This window comes from Pseudomonas sp. ENNP23 (genome assembly GCF_001728945.1).
GTDB lineage: Bacteria > Pseudomonadota > Gammaproteobacteria > Pseudomonadales > Pseudomonadaceae > Metapseudomonas > Metapseudomonas otitidis.
This window is the reverse complement of the sequence record NZ_LYSP01000017.1, coordinates 1-23990: the sequence shown is the minus strand read 5'-3', so window position 1 is coordinate 23990 and position 23990 is coordinate 1. Positions and strand designations below refer to the sequence as shown.

Annotated in this window: 16 protein-coding genes and 2 pseudogenes; 8 read left to right on the top strand and 10 right to left on the bottom strand. The window is 67.4% G+C overall.

Annotated features, from left to right (window positions below):
• Window positions 1-17 precede the first annotated feature (17 nt).
• Genes ptsP through A9G05_RS11640 form a run of 3 tightly spaced genes read left to right on the top strand, consistent with a single transcriptional unit; the run spans window position 18 to window position 5559 of the window.
• Window positions 18-2885, top strand: coding sequence for a phosphoenolpyruvate--protein phosphotransferase (gene ptsP / locus A9G05_RS11650; protein WP_069561135.1), 2868 nt, complete (start codon window positions 18-20; stop codon window positions 2883-2885).
• The gene (gene pfkB, locus A9G05_RS11645; protein WP_069561134.1) at window positions 2885-3841 is read left to right on the top strand and encodes a 1-phosphofructokinase; all 957 of its coding nucleotides are present in this window, start codon (window positions 2885-2887) and stop codon (window positions 3839-3841) included. Before ptsP ends, pfkB begins: the two co-directional genes overlap by 1 nt.
• Complete coding sequence (locus tag A9G05_RS11640) at window positions 3838-5559, top strand: fructose-specific PTS transporter subunit EIIC (protein ID WP_069561133.1); 1722 nt, start codon at window positions 3838-3840, stop codon at window positions 5557-5559. The genes pfkB and A9G05_RS11640 overlap by 4 nt, the downstream gene beginning before the upstream one ends.
• Before the next feature lie 18 nt (window positions 5560-5577).
• Here the strand turns inward: A9G05_RS11640 and A9G05_RS11635 are convergent, their stop codons facing one another.
• A complete protein-coding gene (locus tag A9G05_RS11635) occupies window positions 5578-6522 on the bottom strand; it encodes a LysR family transcriptional regulator (RefSeq protein ID WP_069561132.1) in 945 nt (314 codons plus the stop codon).
• A gap of 198 nt (window positions 6523-6720) precedes the next feature.
• Between A9G05_RS11635 and A9G05_RS11630 the strand changes: the two genes are divergently transcribed.
• The 4 genes from A9G05_RS11630 to A9G05_RS11615 are packed head-to-tail and all read left to right on the top strand — an operon-like array spanning window position 6721 to window position 11504.
• Window positions 6721-8229 (top strand): efflux transporter outer membrane subunit, encoded by a 1509-nt coding sequence (locus A9G05_RS11630; RefSeq protein WP_083272550.1) that lies wholly within the window; start codon window positions 6721-6723, stop codon window positions 8227-8229.
• Entirely contained in the window at window positions 8229-10412 is a 2184-nt protein-coding gene (locus tag A9G05_RS11625; protein WP_069561130.1) for an FUSC family protein, read from the top strand. The genes A9G05_RS11630 and A9G05_RS11625 overlap by 1 nt, the downstream gene beginning before the upstream one ends.
• Before the next feature lie 4 nt (window positions 10413-10416).
• Window positions 10417-10617 carry a DUF1656 domain-containing protein gene (locus tag A9G05_RS11620; protein WP_044406645.1) on the top strand — a complete coding sequence of 67 codons (201 nt, stop codon included), beginning with the start codon at window positions 10417-10419 and terminating at the stop codon, window positions 10615-10617.
• Between the two features lie 11 nt (window positions 10618-10628).
• A complete protein-coding gene (locus tag A9G05_RS11615; RefSeq protein ID WP_069561129.1) occupies window positions 10629-11504 on the top strand; it encodes an HlyD family secretion protein in 876 nt (291 codons plus the stop codon).
• 202 nt (window positions 11505-11706) lie between these two features.
• On the opposite strand, the gene A9G05_RS11610 is transcribed toward A9G05_RS11615, so the two are convergent.
• From A9G05_RS11610 to A9G05_RS11590, 5 genes are all read right to left on the bottom strand, one after another.
• Window positions 11707-11949 carry a YheU family protein gene (locus tag A9G05_RS11610; protein ID WP_044406564.1) on the bottom strand — a complete coding sequence of 81 codons (243 nt, stop codon included), beginning with the start codon at window positions 11947-11949 and terminating at the stop codon, window positions 11707-11709.
• Between the two features lie 47 nt (window positions 11950-11996).
• On the bottom strand, window positions 11997-14750 hold the full coding sequence (locus A9G05_RS11605; protein WP_069561128.1) for a hybrid sensor histidine kinase/response regulator: 2754 nt from the start codon (window positions 14748-14750) through the stop codon (window positions 11997-11999).
• 62 nt (window positions 14751-14812) lie between these two features.
• On the bottom strand, window positions 14813-16006 hold the full coding sequence (locus A9G05_RS11600) for an osmoprotectant NAGGN system M42 family peptidase (protein WP_069561127.1): 1194 nt from the start codon (window positions 16004-16006) through the stop codon (window positions 14813-14815).
• Window positions 16007-16066: 60 nt separating this feature from the next.
• The gene (gene ngg, locus A9G05_RS11595) at window positions 16067-17830 is read right to left on the bottom strand and encodes an N-acetylglutaminylglutamine synthetase (protein ID WP_069561126.1); all 1764 of its coding nucleotides are present in this window, start codon (window positions 17828-17830) and stop codon (window positions 16067-16069) included.
• A gap of 10 nt (window positions 17831-17840) precedes the next feature.
• A complete protein-coding gene (locus A9G05_RS11590) occupies window positions 17841-19610 on the bottom strand; it encodes an N-acetylglutaminylglutamine amidotransferase (RefSeq protein ID WP_069561125.1) in 1770 nt (589 codons plus the stop codon).
• 268 nt (window positions 19611-19878) lie between these two features.
• Between A9G05_RS11590 and A9G05_RS26550 the strand changes: the two genes are divergently transcribed.
• A protein-coding gene (locus A9G05_RS26550; protein WP_139131135.1) for an IS5 family transposase occupies window positions 19879-20731 on the top strand; the annotation gives its coding sequence in 2 pieces (ribosomal slippage) (window positions 19879-20228 and window positions 20227-20731; 855 coding nt in all).
• Window positions 20732-21636: 905 nt separating this feature from the next.
• On the opposite strand, the pseudogene A9G05_RS28095 reads toward A9G05_RS26550, so the two are convergent.
• The 4 genes and pseudogenes from A9G05_RS28095 to A9G05_RS26540 form a co-directional block, all read right to left on the bottom strand.
• Window positions 21637-21924 (bottom strand): annotated as a pseudogene (locus A9G05_RS28095) (RHS repeat-associated core domain-containing protein); the annotation flags it as partial.
• Between the two features lie 172 nt (window positions 21925-22096).
• Window positions 22097-22405, bottom strand: coding sequence for a hypothetical protein (locus A9G05_RS27220; protein WP_139131134.1), 309 nt, complete (start codon window positions 22403-22405; stop codon window positions 22097-22099).
• A gap of 425 nt (window positions 22406-22830) precedes the next feature.
• Window positions 22831-23070 carry a hypothetical protein gene (locus A9G05_RS27215; RefSeq protein WP_139131133.1) on the bottom strand — a complete coding sequence of 80 codons (240 nt, stop codon included), beginning with the start codon at window positions 23068-23070 and terminating at the stop codon, window positions 22831-22833.
• A 19-nt stretch (window positions 23071-23089) separates the two neighbouring features.
• Window positions 23090-23755 (bottom strand): annotated as a pseudogene (locus A9G05_RS26540) (RHS repeat-associated core domain-containing protein); the annotation flags it as partial.
• Between the last annotated feature and the right edge of the window lie 235 nt (window positions 23756-23990).

Sequence of the window (23990 nt, the reverse complement as noted above, 5' to 3'; positions counted from 1 at the left end):
CCCGTTTGGAGGCACGCATGCTCGAACTGACCCCCGGACAGGTGTCCATGGGCCTGGCCGCGTCGGACAAGGCCGACGCCCTGCGCCAGGTGGCGCAGCGGCTGGTGGCGGACGGCCTGGCCGCCGACGGCTACCTGGCGGCGCTAGAGACCCGCGAAGCGCAGGGCTCCACCTGCCTCGGCCAGGGCATCGCGATTCCCCACGGCACCCCCGAGACCCGCCACCTGGTGCACGCCACCGGCGTGCGCCTGCTGCATTTCCCCAGTGGTGTGGAGTGGGGCGATGGCCAGCGCGTGTACCTGGCCATCGGCATCGCCGCCAAGTCCGACGAGCACCTGCGCCTGCTGCAACTGCTGACCCGCGCCCTCGGCGAGGGCGAGCTGGGCGAGGCCCTGCGCGCGGCCGAGAGCCCCGAGGCCATCCTCCAACTGCTTCAGGGCGCCCCCCGTGACCTGGCGCTGGACGACCAGTTGATCGCCCTCGGCAGCGAGGCCGAAGACCTCGACGAACTGGCCTTGCAAGGCGCCCGCCTGCTGCGTCGCGCCGGCTGCGTCGACAAGGGCTTCGCGGCAGCCCTGCTGCAGCGCGAGCCGCTGCCCCTGGGCGACGGCCTCTGGTGGCTGGACACCGACCAGGCCGTGGAGCGGCCTGGCCTGGCCTTCGTCGCCCCGGCGGCGGCCCTGCAGTACCAGGGCCAGCCCCTGGCCGGCCTGTTCTGCCTGGCGAGCCTGGGGGATGCCCACCAGGCCCTGTTGGAGCGCCTCTGCAGCCTGCTGGTGGAAGGGCGCGGCGGCGAGATCGTGCACGCCGTCTCCAGTCGTGCGCTGCTGGAAACCCTCGGCGGTGACTCCATCGCCGACTGGCCGAGCCTGCGCGTGCCCCTGGCCAACGCCCACGGCCTGCATGCCCGCCCCGCCAAGGAGCTGGCCCTGGCGGCCAAGGCCTTTGCCGGGGAAATCCGCATCCGTGTCGCCGACAGCGGCCAGCCCGCCGTCAGCGCTCGCAGCCTGAGCAAACTGCTGGCACTGGGTGTGCGCCGTGGCCAGGTGCTGGAGCTGCTGGCCGAACCGGCGATTGCCGATGAGGCCCTGCCAGCCCTGCGTGATGCCATCCTGGCCGGGCTCGGCGAAAGCGTTGAGCCGCTGGATGCAGCGCGACCCGAGGCACCCTCGGAAGCACCCGAGGCTCCAGTCGCCGAGCCCACCGCACCGCAGCCCGGCGAGGTGCTGGCGGCCGTGTCGGCGTCCCCCGGCATCGCCATCGGCCCGGCCCATGTCCGCGTGGCGCGGGCCTTCGACTACCCGGCCCGGGGCCAGTCCCCGGCGCAGGAACGCCAGCGCCTGGAGCAGGCCCTGGCCCAGGTGCGGGGCGAGATCGAGGCGCTGGTGGCGCGCAGCGAGGTCAAGGCCATCCGCGAGATCTTCGTCACCCATCTGGAAATGCTCGCCGACCCCTCCCTGGTGGAGGACGTGGATGCGCGCCTGGCCCGTGGCGAGAGTGCCGCCGCCGCCTGGAATGCGGTCATCGGCGAGGCGGCCCGCCAGCAGGAGGTTCTGCAGGATGCGTTGCTGGCCGAGCGTGCTGCCGACCTGCGCGACGTCGGCCGGCGCGTGCTGGCCCAGTTGTGCGGCGTGGAGGAGGTGCCCGAGCCCCGCGAGCCCTACGTGCTGGTGCTGGACGAAATGGCCCCCTCGGACGTGGCCCGCCTGGACCGCGAGCGGGTCGCCGGCATCCTCACCGCCCGGGGTGGCGCCACCTCCCACAGCGCCATCGTCGCGCGGGCGCTGGGCATCCCCGCGCTGGTGGGTGCGGGTGCGCGGGTGCTGGACCTGGCGCCGGGCGCCATGCTGCTGCTGGACGGCGGGCGAGGGCGCCTGGTGGTGGAACCCGAGGCGGCGCTGCTGGAGCGTGCCCGCCAGGAGCGCAGCGAACGCGAACGCCTGCTGCGCGAGGCCGAGGCCCACAAGCTGGAGCCGGCGGTGACCCGCGACGGCCACGCAGTGGAGGTCTGCGCCAACCTGGGTGACGCCCAGGGCGCCGCTGCGGCCGTGGCCCAGGGGGCAGAAGGCATCGGCCTGCTGCGCACCGAATTCATCTTCATGGCCCACGCCCAGGCCCCCGACCTGGCCACCCAGGAGGCCGACTACCGCCGCGTGTTCGACGCCCTGGACGGGCGCCCGCTGGTGGCGCGGACCCTCGACGTGGGCGGCGACAAGCCGTTGCCTTATTGGCCCATCCCCACCGAGGAGAACCCCTTCCTTGGCCTGCGCGGCGTGCGTTTGACCCTGCAGCGCCCGCAGGTGATGCGCACCCAACTGCGCGCGCTGCTGCAGGCCGCCGAGGGCCGGCCGCTGCGCATCATGTTCCCCATGGTCGGCAGCGTCGGCGAGTGGCGCCAGGCGCGGGACATGGCCCGTGAGCTGCTGGACGAGCTGCCCCATGCCGACGTGCAGCTGGGGATCATGGTGGAGGTGCCGTCCGCCGCCCTGCTGGCGCCGGTGCTGGCCCGCGAGGTGGACTTCTTCAGCATCGGCACCAATGACCTGACCCAGTACGCCCTGGCCATCGACCGTGGCCACCCGACCCTGTCCGCCCAGGCCGATGGGCTGCACCCGGCGGTGCTGCAACTGATCGACATGACCGTGCGCGCCGCCCATGCCCACGGCAAGTGGGTCGGCGTGTGCGGCGAACTGGCCTCCGACCCGCTGGCGGTGCCGCTGCTGGTGGGGCTGGGGGTGGACGAGCTGAGCGTGTCCGCACGCAGCATTGCGGAAATCAAGGCGCGCATCCGCGCCATGAGCCAGGCGGCCGCCCAGGAGCTGGCAGCCGTGGCCCTGCAGGCCGAAAGCGCCGAAGCCGTGCGCGAACTGGCGGAGCGATTCTGATGGCACGCATTCTCACCCTGACCCTCAACCCCGCGCTGGACCTCACCCTGCGCCTGCGCCAACTGGTGCCGGGCGCAGTGAACCGCGGCGATGCGCTGGTGGCCCACGCCGCCGGCAAGGGCCTCAACGTGGCCCAGGTGCTGGCCGACCTCGGCCACAGCCTGTCGGTGGCCGGCTTCCTCGGTGCCGACAATGCCCAGCCGTTCGAGGCGCTGTTCGCCCGGCGCGGCTTCCACGATGCCTTCGTCCGCGTCGACGGGGAGACCCGCAGCAACCTGAAGCTGGCCGAGGACGACGGCCGCATCACCGACATCAACGGCCCCGGTCCCGAAGTCGACGCGGCCGCCAGGGCTGCGCTGCTGGAGCGGCTGGACAGCCTGGTGCCGGGCCACGACCTGGTGGTGGTGGCCGGCAGCCTGCCCCGGGGCGTGGACCCGGACTGGCTGCGGACGCTGCTGCAGCGCCTGCGCGGGCTGGGTGCCCGGGTGGCGCTGGACACCAGCGGCGCGGCGCTGCGGGCCGGGCTCGACTGCGCGCCCTGGCTGGTGAAGCCGAACCAGGAGGAGCTGGCGGACGCCTGCGGCCACCCCCTGGATGACGCCGCCGCCCAGGCCGCGGAGGCCCAGCGCCTGCACGCGGCGGGCATCGAGCACCTGGTGCTGTCCCTGGGCGCCGACGGGGTGCGCTGGTTCAACCCGGGCGGGGTGTTGGCAGCCCGTCCGCCCAGGGTGCAGGTGGCGAGCACCGTCGGCGCCGGGGATTCGCTGCTGGCCGGCATGCTGCACGGCCTGCTCAGCGGCTGGTCGCCGCAGCAGACCCTGCGCCACTCCACCGCCATTGCCGCCCTGGCCGTCACTCAGATCGGTTTCGGCATTCACGACCGGGTCCAACTGGCCGCGCTGGAAGGCGCCGTCACCCTGGTCGATGCCCCCGCACAGCATGAGGTCCCGCGATGAAACTCGCCCTAGTCACGGCGTGCCCCAACGGGGCCGTCACCAGCCTGATCAGCGCCCGCCTGCTGGACGCCGCCGCCCGCCGCCTGGGCTGGAGCACCTGCGTGGAGATGCCCGGCGGGGCGCCGCTGTCCGCCACCGACCTGGCCGCCGCCGACTGGGTGCTGGTGGTGGCCACCGGCGAGGTGGACCTGTCGCGCTTCAGCGGCAAGCGGGTGTTCCTCTCCAGCCCGGTGGAGGCGCTGCAGGCCCCCGAGCATTTCCTGCGCCGCGCCGAGGCCCGCGCGGCCCTGCGCGAGCCCTCCGAGGTCGGCGCCCGTGTCCAGCGGCCGCGCCTGGTGGCGGTGACCGCCTGCCCGACCGGGGTGGCGCACACCTTCATGGCCGCCGAGGCCCTCAAGCAGGCCGCCCAGCGCCTGGGCTACGACCTGCTGGTGGAAACCCAGGGGTCGGTGGGCGCCCGTGATCCGCTGCCGGCGGACGCCATCGCCCGTGCCGACGTGGTGCTGCTGGCCACCGACATCGAGGTGGACCTGGCGCGCTTCGCCGGCAAGCGGGTCTACCGCTGCGGCACCGGCGTGGCCCTCAAGCAGGCCGAGGCGACCCTGGAGCGCGCCCTGGCCGAGGCCCGCGAGCTGCAGGCGGAGGCCTCCTCCGGCCCTGCACCGGTGGAGAAGGGCGGCGAGGCCAAGGGCCTGTACAAGCACTTGCTCACCGGCGTGTCCTTCATGCTGCCGATGGTGGTGGCGGGGGGCCTGCTGATCGCCCTGTCCTTCGTCTTCGGCATCGAGGCCTTCAAGGAGCAGGGCACCCTGGCCGCCGCGCTGATGCAGATCGGCGGCGACACCGCCTTCAAGCTGATGGTGCCGCTGCTGGCCGGCTACATCGCCTATTCCATCGCCGACCGGCCGGGCCTGGCGCCGGGGATGATCGGCGGGCTGCTGGCCGGCACCCTGGGGGCGGGCTTCATCGGTGGCATCGTCGCCGGTTTCATCGCCGGCTACTGCGCCCGCGCCATCAACCGCTGGCTGCACCTGCCGCAGAGCCTGGAGGCGCTGAAGCCGATCCTGATCATCCCGCTGTTGGCGAGCCTGGTGACCGGGCTGGTGATGATCTACGTGGTGGGCACGCCGGTGGCCGGTATGCTCGCCGCGCTGACCCGCTTCCTCGACGGCATGGGCGCCACCAACGCCATCCTCCTCGGCGTGCTGCTGGGCGGGATGATGTGCGTGGACCTGGGCGGGCCGATCAACAAGGCTGCCTACGCCTTCTCGGTGGGGCTGCTGGCGTCCCAGAGCTATGCGCCGATGGCCGCCACCATGGCCGCCGGCATGGTGCCGCCCATCGGCCTGGGCCTGGCCTGCCTGCTGGCACGGCGCAAGTTCGCCCAGAGCGAGCGGGAGGCGGGCAAGGCGGCGCTGGTGCTGGGGCTGTGCTTCATCTCCGAGGGGGCGATTCCCTTCGCGGCCAAGGACCCGTTGCGGGTCATCCCGGCCAGCATCGCCGGCGGTGCGCTCACCGGGGCGTTGTCCATGTACTTCGGCTGCAAGCTGATGGCGCCCCACGGCGGGCTGTTCGTGCTGCTCATCCCCAACGCCATCAACCAGGTGCTGCCGTACCTGCTGGCCATCGTCGCCGGCAGCCTGCTCACCGCTGTGCTCTACGCCCTGCTCAAGCCCGCCGCCGCGCCGGACCTGGTGCTGGAGAAGGCGGGCGCCTGAGCCCGTCGCCCGCGCCGCTCAACCGGCGCGGGCGCGAATCCCGGCCAGCTCCACCTCGTCGGCCTGCAGCGCGTCGGGCAGGGTCTCGCGCAGGTAGGTCACCCAGGTCCTGATCTTCGCGTCCAGGTACTGGCGCGAGGGGTAGAGCGCGTAGATGTTCAGGCACTGCAGGCGGTAGTGGGGCAGCACCGGTACCAGGGAGCCGTCGCGCAGTCCGTCCATGGCCGAGTACAGCGGCAGGACGCTGATGCCCATGCCGGAGCGGATGGCCTCGGTCATGGCATCGCCCACGTTCACCTGGAAGCTGGGGTTGCCGAGGGTGATCATCTGTTCGCCGTCGGGGCCGACGAAGTGCCAGCGGTCGAAGGGCATCACCGGGCTGATCAGCAGCAGGCACTCGTGCTGGGCCAGTTCCGCCGGGGTGCGCGGGGCGCCACGCTCGGCGATGTAGCCGGGGGAGGCGCAGAGGATGCTGTAGGTGGCGCCGATGCGCTGGGACACCAGCCCCGAGTCGGGCAGCTCGGTGGCGACCACGATGGCCACGTCCAGCCCTTCGTCCAGCAGGTCCGGCACCCGGTTGGCCAGGGTCAGGTCGAGGCTCACGTCGGGGTATTGCTGGCGGTAGCCGGCCATGGCGCGGATCACGTAGTGCTGGCCGATGCCGTTCATGGAGTGCACCCGCAGCCGCCCGGCAGGGCGCGCATGGGCGTCGCCGGCCTCCGCTTCGGCCTCTTCCACGTAGGCGAGGATCTGCTGGCAGCGCAGCAGGTAGCGCTGGCCGGCTTCGGTCAGGGCGATGCGCCGGGTGGTGCGGTTGAGCAGGCGCGCCTTCAGGTGGCGTTCCAGGTGGGCCACGGCGCGGGAGATGTTGGCGGTGGTGGTGCCCAACTGCTGGGCGGCGGCGGTGAAGCTGCCGGTGTCGGCGACGCAACTGAAGGCGCGCATGGTCTGCAGGGTGTCCATGGGGCGGCTCGGGGTGAGGGCTGGGGGCGCCATTATCACGCGGCCGGGTCGGCGGATTGTTACTGATCCGGTAATAGTCATTCACCGAATGCCCCGCTTATGCCGGTGCGGGCCGATCCCTAGAATCTGCTCCACCGGGCACCCGTCGGTGCCTGCTCTCCGCTCCAATCCAGCCACACCATCCCAGGACAGCCCACCGTGCCGCGTCGTCTCGCCAGAGGACTGAGGTCCGCCAGCACCGTTGTCATTTTTTCAACAATGGCCGGTTGCCTTTCCACCCAGGGCATCGCCCCCTCCGAACAACGCCTGGCCCCCGACCACCTGCAACTGGACGCCGCCATCGTCCAGGCCGGGCAGGATGCCGGCTGGCCCCGGCAGCGCTGGTGGCAGGCCTTCGGCGACCCGCAACTGGACGCCTGGATCGACCAGGCCCTGGCCGGCAGCCCGAGCCTCGCCGAGGCCCGCGCGCGGGTGCGCATGGCCGCCTCCCTGGCCGGTGCCGCCGAGGCGGTGGAGTCGCCCCAGGTCGACGCCAAGGCGTCCCTCAGCCGCCACCGCTGGCCCACGGACTATTTCTACGGCCCCGGCGAACTGGCCCGCACCACCACCTGGAACAACGACGCCGCTCTGGGGTTGAGCTACGCCTTCGACTTCTGGGGGCGCGAGTCCAGCATCGCCGAGCACTACCAGGACCTCGCCCGCATGAGCGCCGCCCAGGCCCGCATGGCCCAGCTGGAGCTGGAGGGCAACGTGGTGCGCGCCTACGTGCAGCTGTCCCTGCAGTACGCCGAGCGGGACATCGCCCAGGCGCTGCTGGACCAGCAGCAGGCCATTCTCGACCTGGCCCGGCGGCGCCTGACCGGGGGCCTCGGCACCCAGTTCGAGGTGAGCCAGGCCGAGGTGCCGCTGCCGGAGACCCGCCGCCGCCTGGAAGCGGTGGAGGAGGCCATCGCCCTCAGCCGCAACCAGCTGGCGGCCCTGGCCGGCAAGGGCCCGGGGGCGGCGGCCGAATTGCGCCGCCCGAGCCTGTCCCTGGCGGCCCAGCCGGGCCTGCCGGCGCGCCTGCCGGTGGAGCTGCTGGGGCACCGCCCGGACCTGGTGGCCAGCCGCTGGCAGGTGGCCGCCGAAGCACGCGGGGTGGACGCGGCGGAGGCCGACTTCTACCCCAACGTCGACCTGGTGGCGAGCGTCGGCTACAACGCCGTGGGCGGCGGCATGCTGGAGTTCCTCCGGGGGCAGAAATTCAACTACGGCATCGGCCCGGCGCTGTCCTTGCCGATCTTCGACGGTGGCCGGCGCCGGGCCCTGCTGGGCGAAGCCTCGGCGTCCTACGACGCGGCCGTGGCGCGCTACAACGGCACCCTGGTGCAGGCCCTGCGGGACGTGTCCGACCAACTCATCCGCGTGCGCAGCCTGGCCCGCCAGCAGCAGCTGGCCGATGACTCGGTGGCCGCCGCGCAGCACACCTACGAACTGGCCACCCAGGCCTACCAGGGTGGGCTGACCGACTACCTCAACGTGCTCAACGCCCAGACCCGCCTGTTCCAGCAGCAGGAGGTGGCGCAGCAGGTCCACGCCGGTCGCCTGGCGGCCCACGCCGGCCTGGTGATCGCCCTCGGTGGCGGCCTGGGTGAGCCGGACCAGGCGCCGGACGACGCCCACCTGCTGCCCGAGCGGGTGCCGTTGCGCACCCCGGAGGCACGCTGATGGCCGCCTCCCACGGCGGCCTGCGCCTGCCGGATGCCGAGGCCTGGCGCCGGGCCTTCTTCGAATGGGCGCGCAGCGACGGCGTCACCTGGGTCTACATCGGCAAGGTGCTGCTGGCGGCGCTGGTCACCCTGTGGCTGGCCATGCGCCTGGAGCTGCCGCAGCCGAGCACGGCGACCATCACGGTGTTCATCGTCATGCAGCCGCAGAGCGGCCAGGTGTTGGCGAAGGGCTTCTACCGCATCCTCGGCAGCCTGGTGGGGCTGACGGTGATGGTGGCGTTGATCGCCCTGTTCGCCCAGGAGCGGGTGCTGTTCCTACTGGTGTCCTCGCTGTGGATCGGCCTGTGCACCGTGGGCGCGACCCGCTACCGCGACTTCCGCTCCTACGCCTGCGTGCTGGCCGGCTACACCGCCACCCTCATCGGGCTGCCCGCCACCACCCACCCGGAGGCGGCGTTCATGCAGGCGCTGTGGCGCATCCTGGAGATCGCCCTGGGCATCGGCTGCGCCAGCCTGGTGAGCGCGCTGATCCTCCCGCAGACCTCCAGCGCGGCCATGCGCAACGCCCTGTACCAGCGCTTCGGTGCGTTCGCTGCGTTCGTCCTGGAGCACCTGGACGGCGGCGACCGCCAGCGCTTCGAGGCGGCCAGCGTGGCCTTCGCCAGCCAGGCGGTGGGGCTGGAGGCGCTGCGCAGCGCCACCGGCTTCGAGGACCCGCACATGCGCCTGCGCAGCGGCCGGCTGTCTCGCCTGAACAGCGAGTTCATGGCCCTGACCACCCGTTACCACGCCCTGCACCAGTTGCTCGCACGGCTGCGGGCCCAGGGCGACGGCACCGTGCTGCAGGCCCTGGAGCCGTGCCTGGCCGGCGTGCGCGAGGTGCTCGGGCCCTGGCGCGAGCGCCCGCTCACCGACCAGGACGCCCTGGCCCTGGCCGAGCGCCTGGAAGACCGCCGCCAGCAGCTCAAGCAGCGCATCCGCGATGCCCGCGCCCGGCTGCTCGCCGCCGGTGCCGACGAGGCCCAGCGGCTGGACTTCGACACCGCCGCCGAACTGCTCTACCGCTTCGCCGATGAGCTGCAGGGCTACACCCGCACCCATGCATCCCTGGCGTCCCACCGCCACGCGCGGGAGAACTGGAAGCCGTCCTTCGCCGCCAAGGCCAGCTCCCTGGCGGCGCTGGTGGCCGGGGCGCGCACCGCGCTGATGGTGCTGGTGTTCGGCCTGTTCTGGATCGAGACCGCCTGGCCCAGCGGCAGCAGCTTCGTGCTCAACGCCGCCGCCGTGGCGGCACTGGTCTCGGCGGCGCCCAACCCGGCGCGGATGGCGATGCAGATGGCCATGGGCACGGTGCTGGCGGCCATCCTCGGCTTCACCGTGACCTTCTTCGTGCTGCCGCACCTGGACGGCTTCCCGCTGCTGGCCCTGGCGGTGGCGCCGGTGTTCGCCTTCGGCGCCTTCCTCTCGGTGCGCCCGCAGTGGGCGGGCTACGGCCTGGGGCTGCTGGTGTTCTTCAGCTTCGGCGCGATCCCGGCCAACCTCACGGTCTACGACCCGGGGCGCATGCTCAACGAGTACCTGGCGCTGATCCTCGCCCAGGCCCTGGCGGCGGTGGTCACGGCGGTGATCCTGCCGCCCACCAGTGCCTGGCTCTGGCGGCGCCTGGAGCGCGACCTGCGCCAGCGCGTGGTGCTGGCCACCAGCGAGCGCGGCGAGCTGCTGCCGGCGGCGTTCGACAGCGGCACGCGGGACCTGCTCAACCAGGCCTACGGCGTCGCCAGCGGGCGGCCCGAGGTGCAGCGCGGCCTGCTGCGCTGGACCTTCCAGGTGCTGGAGGTGGGCCACGCGGTGCTGGAACTGCGCCGCGAGCAGGCGTTGCTGCCGGCGGCGCCGTGCTACGCCGAGGACCAGCCCTGGCGCCAGGCCGTGCGGGCCATGGGCCGGGCCCTGGCGCGGCTGTTCATGAAGCCGGGGCCGGGCAACCTGGAGCGGGCCCGGCTGGCGGTGGAACAGGCCATCGACGCCGTGCGCGCCACCGAGGAACCCGGCGGCGCCGACTTCGAGCAGTCCCGCCTGCGCCGCGTGCTCAGCTACCTGCACTTCATCCGTACCTCCCTGCTGGACCCGCAGTCGCCCCTGCGCGGGTCCGCCCCTGCCGGAGCGCCTGCCCATGCTGCCTGACAGCCTGCCCCGCGAGATCGCCTTCCACGGCGTCTACATGCCGACCCTGACCTTGCTGTTCATCGCCACCGCGCTGGCCTGCTGGGCCCTGGACCGGGTGCTGGCCGCCGCCGGCCTGTACCGCTTCGCCTGGCACCCGGTGCTGTTCCGGGTGAGCCTGTTCGCCTGCCTGTTCGGCGGGCTTTCGTTGTTCGTCTACCGTTGATCGAGCCCACCATGACCCTCAAATCCGTCTTCAGCCTGCTGGCGACCCTTCTCGTCCTGCTCCTGGCCGTGTTCATCGGCCGCACCCTCTGGGTGAACTACATGGACAGCCCCTGGACCCGCGACGGCCGCGTGCGCGCCGACATCATCAACGTCGCGGCGGATGTGTCCGGCGTGGTGGTGGAGGTGCCGGTGGCCGACAACCAGCGGGTGAAGAAGGGCGACCTGCTGATGCGTATCGACCCCGAGCACTACCGCCTGGCGGTGAAGCAGGCCGAAGCCCAGGTGAACGCCCGCAAGGCGGTGCTGGACATGCGCCGGCTCAGCGCCCACCGCCGCGCGGCGATGGACGAGCAGGTGGTCTCCCGCGAGAGCCTGGACGACGCCAGCAACACCGCGCTGGCCGCCGAGGCGGACTACCAGCAGGCCCAGGCCAACCTGGAGGCGGCCCGGCTGAACCTGGCCCGTACCGACGTGCGCGCACCGGTGGACGGCTACGTGACCAACCTGACCGTGCACGCCGGCGACTACGCGCGCATCGGCGAGGCCAAGCTGGCGGTGGTGGACGAGGCGTCCTACTGGGTCTACGGCTACTTCGAGGAAACCAAGCTGCCGCACATCGCCGTGGGCGACCCGGCGGAGCTGCAACTGATGAGCGGCGAGCGCCTGGAAGGCCACGTGCAGAGCATCGCCCGCGCCATCTACGACCGCGACAACCCCCAGAGCCGTGAGCTGGTGGCCGACGTGAACCCCACCTTCAACTGGGTGCGCTTGGCCCAGCGGGTGCCGGTGCGCATCCACATCGACAAGGTGCCCGAGGGCGTGCTCCTGGCCGCCGGCATCACCGCCACGGTGATCGTGCACCCGGCCAATGGCGCAAACCTCTAGGAACGAACTCATCCTCCCAGCGACGCGGGGCGTGATCGCCCGTAGCCCGGGCTTCAGCCCGGGAAGAAGTGAGCCGGCGCTTCACCTGGGCATTTCACCGGAGATACCGGCGTGGCCCTGGGCTGAAGCCCAGGCTACGGGGGCTCCTGGCCGCACGCCCGTGATCGGCTTCAGCCCGGGGAGAGGTGGTTGAGCCGGCGCATCACTCGTCCTCGTCTTCCACCAGCAGTTCCCTGGGCACTTCGCTGCGCAGCATCAGTTGGCATTGCTGGCTGTCGGGGTCGAAGAGGATGACCGCCTGCTTCTTCTCCAGGGCCTTGCGCACGCGGGCGACGCGGGTGTCGAGCGGGGTCTCGTCGCCGTTGTCGGTGCCGTCGCGGGTGACGAAGTCCTCGATCAGCCGGGTCAGGGTCTCGGGTTCCAGCAGGTGATGGGGGATGAGCATGGGTGGGCCTCGTGGAGCGGGGGCGCGATCGTAGCACCTGCGGGCGTTCAGCTCTCGTCTTGCACGCGCTGGCGCGCCAGGTGGTGGTCCAGGGTGGCGTAGAGCTGGTGGGCGTCGAGGGGCTTGCCGAGGAAGTCGTCCATGCCGGCTGCGGCGCCGGCTTCGCGGTGCTCGTCGAAGATGTGCGCGGTGAGGGCGATGATGGGCACCGGGGCCAGGTGACGGTTGCGCTCCAGTACGCGGATGCGGCGGGTGGCCTCGAAGCCGTCCATTTCCGGCATCTCGCAGTCCATCAGGATCAGCGAGATGCCCTGCGGGTCACGCTCGTACTCGGCCACGGCGGCCACGCCGTTGGCCACGGTGCGCACCCGGTAGCCCTGGCGCTTGAGGAAGTTCTGCACCACCAGTTGGTTCACCGGGTTGTCCTCGGCCACCATCACGCAGGGCGCGCGGTCGGGCTCAGGGTGCTGAGGCGCGGGGGGCGGTGCGGGCATGGCCGGGTGTTCGCTGTAGAAGTCGAGCAGAATCTGGCGCAGCGGCAGCACCGCCAGCGGCTGGGCCATGGCCAGAAGCTGCAGGCCGTCGCTGGGGGGCAGGTTCTGGCACTGCTCGGGCGGACACAGCAGCAGCACGCGCTGGCCCTTGGCGAGGCTGGGTCGCAGGCTGTCGAGCCAATGGGCGACGCTGCCCGGCCAGGGCGCCATCAGCACCAGCAGCGGTGGCACGGTGAAGTCTTCCAGGTAGTCCTGCAGGCGTTCCGGGTCCTGGCAGCGCTCGGTACGCATGCCCCAGCGGCCCAGCAGGCGGCCCAGGGTGTCCAGGCCAAGGCCGTCGAGGGAGGTGAGCAGGGCGGTACGGCCATTCAGCAGGGCCGGCAGCTCGTCGGTTTCCTCCACGGCTTGCAGGGGCAGGTCGAAGGAGAACCGGGTGCCCTGGCCGGGGGTGCTCTGCACTTCGATGCGGCCGCCCATCATCTCCACCAGCTCCTTGCTGATGGCCAGGCCCAGGCCACTGCCGCCGTAGCGGCGGGTGGTGCTGGAGTCGCCCTGGGCGAAGGAGTCGAACAGGTGGGAGAGGGATTCGGTGCCGATGCCGATGCCGCTGTCGCTGATGGCGAACACCAGGCGTGGCTTGCCCAGGCTGTTGTTGCGGCAGCTGACGTTGAGGGCGACGTGGCCTTCGGCGGTGAACTTGAGGGCGTTGCTCAGCAGGTTCATGAGGATCTGCTTGAGTCGTGTGGGGTCGCCCTGGATGCGCCGGGGCACGCCGTTCTCCAGGCTGACGTAGAGGCGCAGACGCTTGTCCAGGGCCTGGGCAGTGAACAGGCTGAGGGCGTCGGAGACCAGTTGCTCCAGGTCGAACTCGATGTGCTCCAGGGTCAGCTTGCCGGATTCGATGCGGGCGTAGTCGAGGATGTCGTTGATCACGGCCATGAGCGCGGTTCCCGAGCTGGAGATGGTGTCGACGTAGAAGCGCTGGGTGCGGTCCAGCGAGGTGTCCTTCAGCAGGTGCAGCATGCCCAGCACGCCGTTGAGCGGGGTGCGGATCTCGTGGCTCATCTTGGCCAGGAAGCGGCTCTTGGCGCGGCTCTCGACGTGGGCCTGCTCGGCGGCCTGGCGCGAGCGGTAGCCTTCTTCCTTGAGGGTGTTGATGCGGTCGGCGAGGCCGATGGACAGGGTGATCAGCTCGATGGTGACGCCGATCTTCACTGCCGTGGCGCCAAAGATGCCCAGCACCTCCACGCCCAGGGAGCCGGTGGTGGCCTGGATGAAGGCGAACAGCATGACCCCCCAGGCCAGGGTGTAGTAGGAGCCGTAGCGCACGCCGCGCCGCCAGACGTAGATGCCGGTTGCCAGCAGCAGCAGGGACACGGCCAGGAGGGTGAGGCTGGCGAGGATGTTCCAGGCCGGCAGGCCCACCAGCGGGGCGGATACGAAGGCCAGCAGGATGAACAGCATGGCGCCGCGCAGGCAGTTGTCCAGACGCGGGAAGTAGGCGCGCGCGTGGAGGAAATAACGGCTGAACTGCACGGCGGTGAGGCAGTGCAGGTACATGAGGATGTAGATGCTCACCGATTGCAGGGCGACATGTTCGGGCAGCAGCTTGAACAGCATGCCGTCGAAGCAGGCGGCGAGCAGGCCGACGTTGAGGTTGTAGGCCAGGTACCAGAGGTAGGCGGACTCGCGCAGCGAGAGGTAGAGGAACAGGTTGTAGAAGAACATGGCGAACAGCACACCGTAGAAGGCGCCGTTGAACCCCATGAAGTTTTCCTGGGCCGCGGCACTGGCGCCGTGGGTGCTGAAGAACAGCGGCAGGAACAGCGTGCTGGTGCTCTCCACCCGCAGCAGCACGGTGCTGACCCCCGGCTGCACCTCCAGGGGGAACCAGAAGTTGCGCACCTGCACCGGGCGCTGGGCGAAGGCGAAGCTGTCGCCGGTTTCCTGCACGCTGATACGGTCGTCGGGGCCGTAGGCATACAGGCGGATGTGATCCAGCAGCGGGTAGTTGACTTCCAGGTAGCCGGCCACCGGATGCGGACGGCTGTTGACCAGGCGGACCTTGAACCACCACACCGAGGCGTTCTTGCCCAGGTTGGCGTGTTCGCCGTGGACAGGGGTGAAGGCCTCGTCGGGCAGATGGCGGACCCGATCGGGTGCGAGGCTGCCATCGGGGTCTTCGAGGTAGGCGGCGAAGGGGCTCAGGGACAGGCGTAGTTCATCACGGTCGAGAGGGGCGCCCTGCAGCGCCCAGACCGGTCCGATGACGCACAGGAGCAGAAGCGCCAGACAGAGGCGAGGCATCCGTTGATCCCATCGTTGTTATCGCCTGTGGCCTGGCACTTTGCCCGTATGCGCGGTGGTCTTCAAGCGTCGTTATCGCCCTTGCCTATGAGGCTTCCGACGGTCGGTACGCGGGTGTCGTTCTCCATCTGCGCGCTGTGCTCCAGTTGGTGGCTGAATGGCTCCAGGGAGTGCTGGGCGGTATCGGCGTCGCTGGCGAACACCGGCGGGCTCATGAGGTAGGCGCCGAGCAGGCGGGTCATGGCCTCCAGGCTGTCGATGTGGGTGCGCTCGTAGCCGTGGGTGGCGTCGCAGCCGAAGGCCAGGAGGGCGGCGCGGGTGTCGTGGCCGGCGGCGATCGCCGACTGCGCGTCGCTGTGGTAGTAGCGGAACAGGTCGCGACGAACTGCCACGGCGTTCTGCTCGGCCAGCTTCAGCAGGTGCCGGGAGAGGTGGTAGTCGTAGGGACCGGAGGAGTCCTGCATGGCGACGCTGACGGCGTGCTCGCTGGAGTGCTGGCCGGGCGCAACGGGGGCGATGTCGATGCCGACGAATTCGCTGACGTCCCAGGGCAGGGCGCCGGCGGACCCGGAGCCGATCTCCTCGGTGATGGTGAACAGCGGGTGGCAGTCGATGGGCGGCACCAGCCGCGCCTCGCGGATGCCCTTGAGGGCGGTGAGCAGGGCGGCGACGCCGGCCTTGTCGTCCAGGTGACGGGCGCTGATGTGGCCGCTCTCGGTGAACTCCGGCAGCGGGTCGAAGGCGACGAAATCACCGACGGACACGCCCAGGGACTCGCAATCGGCGCGGGTCGAGCTGTAGGCGTCCAGGCGCAGCTCTACGTGGTCCCAACTGATGGGCATGCTGTCCACCTCGGTGTTGAAGGCGTGGCCGGAGGCCAGCAGCGGCAGCACGCTGCCGCGGATCACCCCGCTCTCGGTGAACACGCTGACCCGGCTGCCCTCGGCGAAGCGGCTGGACCAGCAGCCCACCGGCGCAAGGGCCAGGCGGCCGTTGTCCTTCACCTGGCGGACGATGGCGCCGATGGTGTCCAGGTGCGCGGCGACGGCGCGGTCGGGGCTGTTCTGGCGGCCGGCGAGGGTGGCACGGATGGTGCCTCGGCGGGTCAGTTCGAAGGGGATGCCCAGCTCATCCAGGCGTTCGGCGACGTAGCGCACGATGGTGTCGGTGAAGCCGGTGGGGCTGGGAATGGCGAGCATCTCCAGCAGCACCTTCTGCAGGTAGGCGAGGTCGGGGTCGGGAAGCGTCTGGCTCATGGTGGCTCCTCTGTGGGGGGGCGCGGGCCGGGGCGGCGGTGGGGCCGGCGGCCGGCACGTTCAGGGGGTGCCCGGTTGGCGGCTGAGCGGGAACAGCAGGTCGACGAAGCGTTCGGCGGTAGGTTGCGGCTGGTGGTTGGCCAGGCCGACCCGTTCGTTGGCTTCGATGAAGACGTAGTCGGGCTGGTCGGCGGCGGGGACCAGCAGGTCCAGCCCCACCACGGGGATGTCCAGCGCGCGGGCGGCGCGCAGGGCGGCATCGGCCAGGGCCGGGTGGAGGATGCCGGTGACGTCCTCCAGGGTGCCGCCGGTGTGCAGGTTGGCGGTGCGGCGCACGGCCAGGCGCTGGCCGGCGGGCAGCACGTCGTCATAGCCGTGCCCGGCGTCGCGCAGGGTGCGCTCGGTCTCCGCGTCCAGCGGGATGCGGCTTTCGCCGCCGGTGGCGGCCTGGCGCCGGCGGCTCTGGGCCTGGATCAGGGCGCGGATGCTGCGCTGGCCGTCGCCGACCACTTCGGCGGGGCGGCGCAGGGCGGCGGCCACCACCTCGAAGCCGATCACCACGATGCGCAGGTCCATCCCCTCGTGGCAGCTCTCCAGCAGCACGCGGCTGTCGTAGCGGCGGGCTTCGGCGATGGCGGCCTCGACGTCCTCGATGCGGCGCAGGCCGACGGCGACGCCCTGGCCCTGTTCGCCATCCACCGGCTTGACCACCAGGGTGCCGTGCTCGGCGAGGAACGCGGCGTTCTCTTCGCGGCTGCCGGCCAGGCGCTGGGCGGGGAGGTTGAGGCCGGCCCGGGCGAGGGCGCGGTGGGTGAGGGTCTTGTCCTGGCAGAGGGTCATGCTCACGGCGCTGGTCAGGTCCGACAGCGACTCGCGGCAGCGCACGCTGCGGCCACCCTGGCTGAGGGTGAAGAGGCCGGCGGCGGCATCGTCCACGCGCACTTCGATGCCGCGCCGGTGGGCCTCGTCGACGATGATGCGGGCGTAGGGGTTGAGGGTCTGCTCCGGGCCGGGGCCGAGGAACAGCGGCTGGTTGATGCCGTTCTTGCGCTTGATGGTGAAGGTGGACAGGTCGCGGAAGCCGAGTTTGGCGTAGAGCGCCTTGGCCTGGCGGTTGTCGTGCAGTACCGACAGGTCGAGGTAGGCCAGGCCCCGGCTCATGAAGTGCTCCACCAGGTGACGCACCAGCGCCTCGCCCACGCCGGGTCGGGCGCATTGCGGGTCCACGGCCAGGCACCAGAGGCTGGAGCCGCCTTCCGGGTCCTGGAATGCCTTGCGGTGATTGAGGCCCATCACGCTGCCCACCACCTGGCCACTGGCGGGGTCCTCGGCCAGCCAGTAGACCGGCCCGCCCAGGTGGCGCGGGGTGATGGCGGTCGGTTCCACGGGCAGCATGGCGCGGCTGCGGTAGAGCTGGTTGATGGCTTGCCAATCCTCGTCGCTGTGGGCCCGGCGGATGCGGAAGCCGCGGAAGGCACGGCGCGCCGGGCGGTAATCGGTGAACCACAGGCGCAGGGTGTCGGAGGGGTCGAGGAACAGTTGCTGCGGCGCCTGGGCCAGCACCTGCTGGGGCGCGGCGACGTAGAGGGCGATGTCGCGCTCGCCGGGGCTTTCGGCCAGCAGCTCCCGGGCCAGGCTGGCCGGGTCGGCATAGGTGTGGCCGAGCAGCAGGCGGCCCCAGCCGCAGTGCAGCATCTGCACCGGGTCTTCCGGGGGCGTCTGGTGTTCTTCCGCCAGGCGTGCCTGCAGGCGCTCGTAGGAGGGGGCCTGGCCGCGCATCAGGCGCTGGCTGTGCAGGTAGGGCTGGCCGGTGTGGGCTTTCATGTCTCTCTCCTTAGATTCCCTGTTCGTTGAGCCAGAGGTTGAGGGCCGCCAGTTGCCACAGGCGCGAGCCGCGCAGCGGGGTGAGGTCCTCCTCGGGGTGGGCCAGCAGCCGTTCCAGGCTGGCGCGGTTGAACAGCCCTTGGTCGTTGCCGCCGTCCAGCAGCAGCTCGCGCACCCAGTCGCGGGTGCGGCCCTGCAGGTGCTTGAGGCCGGGCACCGGGAAGTAGCCCTTGGGCCGGTCGATCACGGCGTGGGGGATGACCTGGCGGGCCGCTTCCTTGAGCACCTGCTTGCCGCCATCGCCCAGCTTGAAGCGCGACGGGATGCGCGCCGACAGCTCGGCCACGCGGTAGTCGAGGAACGGCACGCGGGCTTCCAGGCCCCAGGCCATGGTCATGTTGTCGACCCGCTTCACCGGGTCGTCCACCAGCATCACGGTGCTGTCCAGGCGCAGGGCCTTGTCCACCGGGTCGTCGGCGCCGGGGCGGGCGAAGTGCTCGCGGACGAAGTCGCCGGCCAGGTCGCCGGTCTGCCAGGCGGGCATCACCGTGTCGCGGTACTCGGCGTGGCTGCGGTCGAAGAAGGCGTTGCGGTAGGTGGCGAACGGGTCGCGGCTGTCCACCAGCGGCGGGTACCAGTGGTAGCCGCCGAACAGTTCATCCGCGCCCTGGCCGCTCTGCACCACCTTGCAGTGCCGGGACACCTCGCGGGAGAGCAGGTAGAAGGCGATGCAGTCGTGGCTGACCATCGGCTCGCTCATGGCGCGGAAGGCGGCCGGCAACTGCTCGATGATCTCGTGCTCGCCGATGCGCAACTGGTGGTGGCGGGTGCCGTAGTGGCGGGCGATGAGGTCGGAGTACTCGAACTCGTCGCCACGCTCGCCCCCGGCGTCCTGGAAGCCGATGGAGAAGGTCAGCAGGTCCTTCACGCCGGCTTCGGCCAGCAGGCCCACCAGCAGGCTGGAATCCACCCCGCCGGAGAGCAGCACGCCGACGTCGCGGGCGGCGCGTTGGCGGATGGAAACGGTCTCGCGCAGGCTCGCCAGCAGGCGGTCGCGCCAGTCCGCCAGTTCCAGCCCGGCCTCGTCGGCATCGTGGCCGTAGGCGAGGCTCCACCAGGTGGCCTGGTCGCGGTTGCCCTGGGCGTCGACCATCAGCCAGGTGGCGGGCGGCAGTTTCTCGATGCCCTTGACCAGGGTGCGCGGTGCCGGCACCACGGCGTGGAAGCTGAGGTAGTGGTTCAGCGCCTCGGGGTCGAGGCTGCCGTCGATGTCGCCGCCCTTGAGCAGGGCCGGGAGGCTGGAGGCGAAGCGCAGGCGCTCGCCGGTGCAGGACAGGTACAGCGGCTTGATGCCGAGGCGGTCGCGGGCGAGGAACAGGCGCTGGCTGCCAGGCTCCCAGATCGCCAGGGCGAACATGCCGTTGAGGCGCGGCAGCATGTCCTTGCCCCAGGCATGCCAGGCCTTGGCCAGCACCTCGGTGTCGCCGCTGGAGCGGAAGTGGTAGCCCAGCGCCTGCAGCGCTTCGCGCAGTTCGGGGAAGTTGTAGATCGCGCCGTTGAAGCTGATCGCCAGCCCCAGGTCGGGCTCGATCATGGGTTGGGCAGAGCCGTCGGACAGGTCCATGATCTTCAGCCGACGGTGGCCGAGGGCGACCGGTCCCTGGCTGTGGAAACCCCAGGCATCCGGCCCGCGTGGGGCCATGTGGTGGGTGATGCGTTCGACCGCAGCCAGGTCGGCGGGTCGGTTATCGAAACGTAGTTCTCCAGAAATGCCGCACATAGTTCCTTACCGGTGTGTCCGTTGGGGAGGGTGCACCGCAAAGGTGCATAGGGGTCCGACAGGAGAATGTGCGTTCGGTTCAGATCGATTGGTTATAGGGTTGGCGGAGGTGGTGGCGCTTCTGTGGGCGTGGCTGAACAAGTTAGACGTTTGCGGTTTCTGTTGGTCGCCGGGGACTGGAGTCGTCGAGCACTTGGTGATGGGGGCTAGGTTCTGTACGAAAAGTCGGTGCAGGTAGAATCGCCGCCATGATTGGCTGGAGTCCCATATGGCAAGGCGCTACGAACTCCCGGATGCAGGCTGGGAGTTGATCAAGGATCTGGTTGCCCCGGAACAGAAGATGGGCCGACCTCGAAGTGATGATCGGCTGGTGCTCAACGGCATCTTCTGGATTCTCTGCTCCGGAGCCGCCTGGCGTGATCTGCCGGAACGTTTCGGCCCGTGGTCGACGGTTTATCAACGGTTCCGTGACTGGCGAGACGACGGCACGTTTAACCGGGTACTTGAGCGATTGCACGTCCGGTTGAATCAGGAAGGCCTGATCGACCTGGATACGTGGATGATCGACTCCACCGCGGTGCGTGCAACCCGAGCCTCTTCTGGCGCCGGGAAAAAGGGGGCCAGAAGAACCGGCAGATCATGCATTGGGACGTAGCCGAGGCGGCCTAACCACCAAGATTCACCTGATCTGCGATGCCAACGGGATACCTCTCCGCTTCATGCTGTCACCTGGGCAGGCCAGCGACATTGGCCATGCTCAGCCACTCTTGGATCAGGTACGTATCCCCGGAAAGTCGGGACGGCCTCGTAAGCGCTGCCGTTGGTTACTGGCAGACAAAGGTTACGATGCCGAGCATCTGCGCCAGTACTGCGACCGCTACCGCATGCAGCCGGTGATTCCGCAGCGCGCCATGAAGCGCAAACCCAAGCCAGGGCTACCCCGACTGTTTGATCGTCCGAAATACCGGCAGCGGAATATCATTGAGCGAATGTTTGGCTGGCTAAAAGAAAACCGGAGAATTGTCACCCGTTACGACAAGCTCGCCAGGAGTTTTGCCGCAATGGTCACGCTGGCTTGCACGCTGCGATGCCTGCGGCAGTACTTTTCGTACAGAACCTAGTGCGTATATTCGTGAATAAAAATTATTTGGCGGATTGTTTCTCGATTATGGAATTTAAAAGATATGTGGCGCCCCAAAAAATAGCTCCGTAAATCCAGTCGCCAATGATTAAGACATAGACCATGGTTTCGTAAATGTACTTGGGGGGGCTACCCGATAGCCTTTCCAGTACGAGGCTTGCGCCCTCGGCTGAAAAGAATCCGCTATACAGTAAAGAATATGCAAAAATATAGCCTGATAGCGATGAGGTATATCCGATGAGAATACTGAAAAGTATGGAGTGTCGTCGTTTTTTTTGAGGCTCTGAAGATGACCATAGCGTCAGCAAGGTGAGCGTGATCAAGAATGCGAGTCGATAACCATCATTGTATGGATGTCTCTCAATTCGAGAGGGTATGAAGATCCATATAAATAATGAAATCACGAGCAGTAAGCAACCAAGCGTCAAGTATCGGTATGTGCTCTGTTTCAAGTTATTTCCCTTTCAAATTTTCAAGCTGATCGGCCAGTCTCCAGGGTAATTGCGTAGGTACAAGTCTATTAAAAGGGCCAATTCCGTGTATGACCAAGGATGTGTGCCGTGCACAACTAAGGGCTCCCGGAGTTGGCATTCCCAGTATTCTTCTGGCTATTTCTTCTTCCTCTTCTGGTGTTGTGTTGAATGTATACGTTTTCGTATTGGGTCCGTATTCTCCTGGGTGGTTAAGGTATTTATTCAGATCTGCTTCATCATCTTCAAATACAGGGCCTGGATTGGTTAGGTACCTCTGACCCTGACTGCACGGGTCACACTCATAGTACCTATAACCTCCGTTGGGGTCATATAGCATTTCCTTGCCGCGAGGGTTTGTAATGTGTACTGCAGTATGGTCAATGCCATCTGAAGTATAAATAACTGTAGTTGCTAGCCCTAACGAATCACTATAGCCAAGCGGATTGCCTAGAACATACCCGTAGGTGTTCAGCCCGCCGGCCAACCCAATCGGATCACTCTCCACATACCTACCCGTCTTCGGGTCGTAATCCCTGAAGTAGTTGTAGTAGAGCGCACTGTGCGCATCGGCGACCTGCCCGGGGAAGCGCAGGATCACGTCGATGGTGCTGCCGTGGTTATTCGGCTGCCCCACTCCAAAGGCATCGCTCTGCCAGCTCCACACCAGGTTGCCGCTCTGGTTGGTGGCCAGGCGCGGGGTTTTGCTGGCGAATAAGGGGGAGGTGAGCCTGTAATACAGGGAGTAGCCACCGCGAGGTGCTCGCGGCGGCTAAATTACTGAAGTGAGCGGATGATCTAGTCGTTTGACTCCCCTGCTTTAAAAACGGTAGGTGCTGGGGTAGTAAAAAATACCGGGCTACTTCAGATCATTCCTAGTTCCAAATAATTATTTTTCCGTCAGGCAAGACCAATTCGATTGCCTCTGGCCCTGTCCAAGATGGGCTGTCTAGGTATATCTCTATATATGCGCCCCCCTTGAGTTCCAGTCGAACCATTTTTTCGCTCTCCGCAATTGATTCAATTTTTTCGCCAATTAGATTTTTTGGATTGCTCGACGACAGTTTGTGCTTGTTGAATATGGATAGCTTTGAGGTGTCTTCAAATAAGAAGCCTGTTAACTCACTATCGTTATACACATCTGTTATGCGCTTGTTTTCCAGAGTTATTAAGTAGGATTTCATTGTTACCCCCTAGTCGATTGGATAGTGGCCTGCAGTATTGGGTAAGGTTTTTCCCGTTACAGGGTCAACACCTTGGGGGCGTGGACTGGCCGAATTTGTATATCGGATATACCCATCCGGATATCCAGGGCTATTACCCTTGGGTTGTGTGGCATTCATTATCCTCATGGTGGTTACTTGCCTATTACTCCCACCATTTCCCCCGACAAATGCTGCCCCGGTAATATTTCCGCTTTGATTAATTACCGGTCGGGGACCTACTGCACCTTGCGGCACCGGATATACTGTTCCAACCGGAGTGACAATGAAGTTAGGAGAGTAGGATGGGCGGTTGCAGGGCTAGTTTTCTCATGTTTGTCGAGAGTCTCGCACACGACGAGGAGTTTCTATAATTGCTGGTTTTTGAAAGCTGTATCGTAACTATTTCAGTTTTTATCCTCAATTTCGTCCAGTTTTTCAGACCCAAAGCCATCTAACCAGTGCGATTCGTCAAGCGTGTATCTAGTTACAGTGAATCCATCAGGGAAATCTATAAACCCAGGTAGTTTTGCATATTCTCGGATTTTTGAATTTGCTTTTTGTCTTGACCTGAAAACTCCTAAAAGCTTATAGCTTTCGCTATTGGAGTCTCCATATGTGTGATGAAGTATAAATACGTCTTTCATTGGGTTCACCAAGAGTTGATTATTGTGGGTCTATAAAAAATCTGTCGCCCCATTTTTTAATTTGATTGTACTCAGAGCCTGGGCCGTAACTCCAGTTGCCCTCTCCGTATTTTTTATCCATTAACCGCTTGGCAAAATCTTTTCCCGGCTCACCTTTATATGGTCTTTCTCCTCGTGCCCAGCTTGGTATATCTTTGGCTCCAGCCTTTCCGGAAACGCCTGGTTTGTTAATTTTCCAAATACCACGAGGGCCAATTGGGGGCGCCATTACAAGTACTGGGGTTTGTGCCTCGTATGTCCAGGAACACTCGGAAATTTTAAATGTCCGAAAACCGTAGACCATACGGCCCCAAAGCCATCTATCAATACTATTGTTCACCGTTTCCTGATAGGCCGATGCATCTGCTCGAGCCTCGGCTTCAGTCGCGAACATATCTCCCGGTGCCAGCCCAAGGATATCTACGAGTTTTACTGGATTTCCCTGCACATACCCATATGTATTGAGTCCGCCACCAAGCCCAATCGGATCACTCTCCACATACCTACCCGTTTCCGGGTCGTAATCCCTGAAGTAGTTGTAATACAGCCCACTGTGCGCATCGGCGACCTGCCCGTGGAAGCGCAGGAACACATCGATATTGCCGCCTTTGGTGTTGGGCCGCCACACACCAAAGGCATCGCTTTGCTAACTACATATCAAACTGGTGGTAAAGTGCCGGGTATTGAAGCGGTCGATGCCTAGGGATGGTCTGAAGTAGTCCTACATTTCCGGCCGACTTCGACCTCTGCCGATTTTGAACGCACCCGCCAATCAAAACCGGTCAGGTTGTCCGCTCAGCTCTCCGTTTTGGGCCGTCACGAGTACCTCGTAGCGGCCATTCCTCACATTACAGGTGTACCTCTCCTGCGGTAGTCATCAA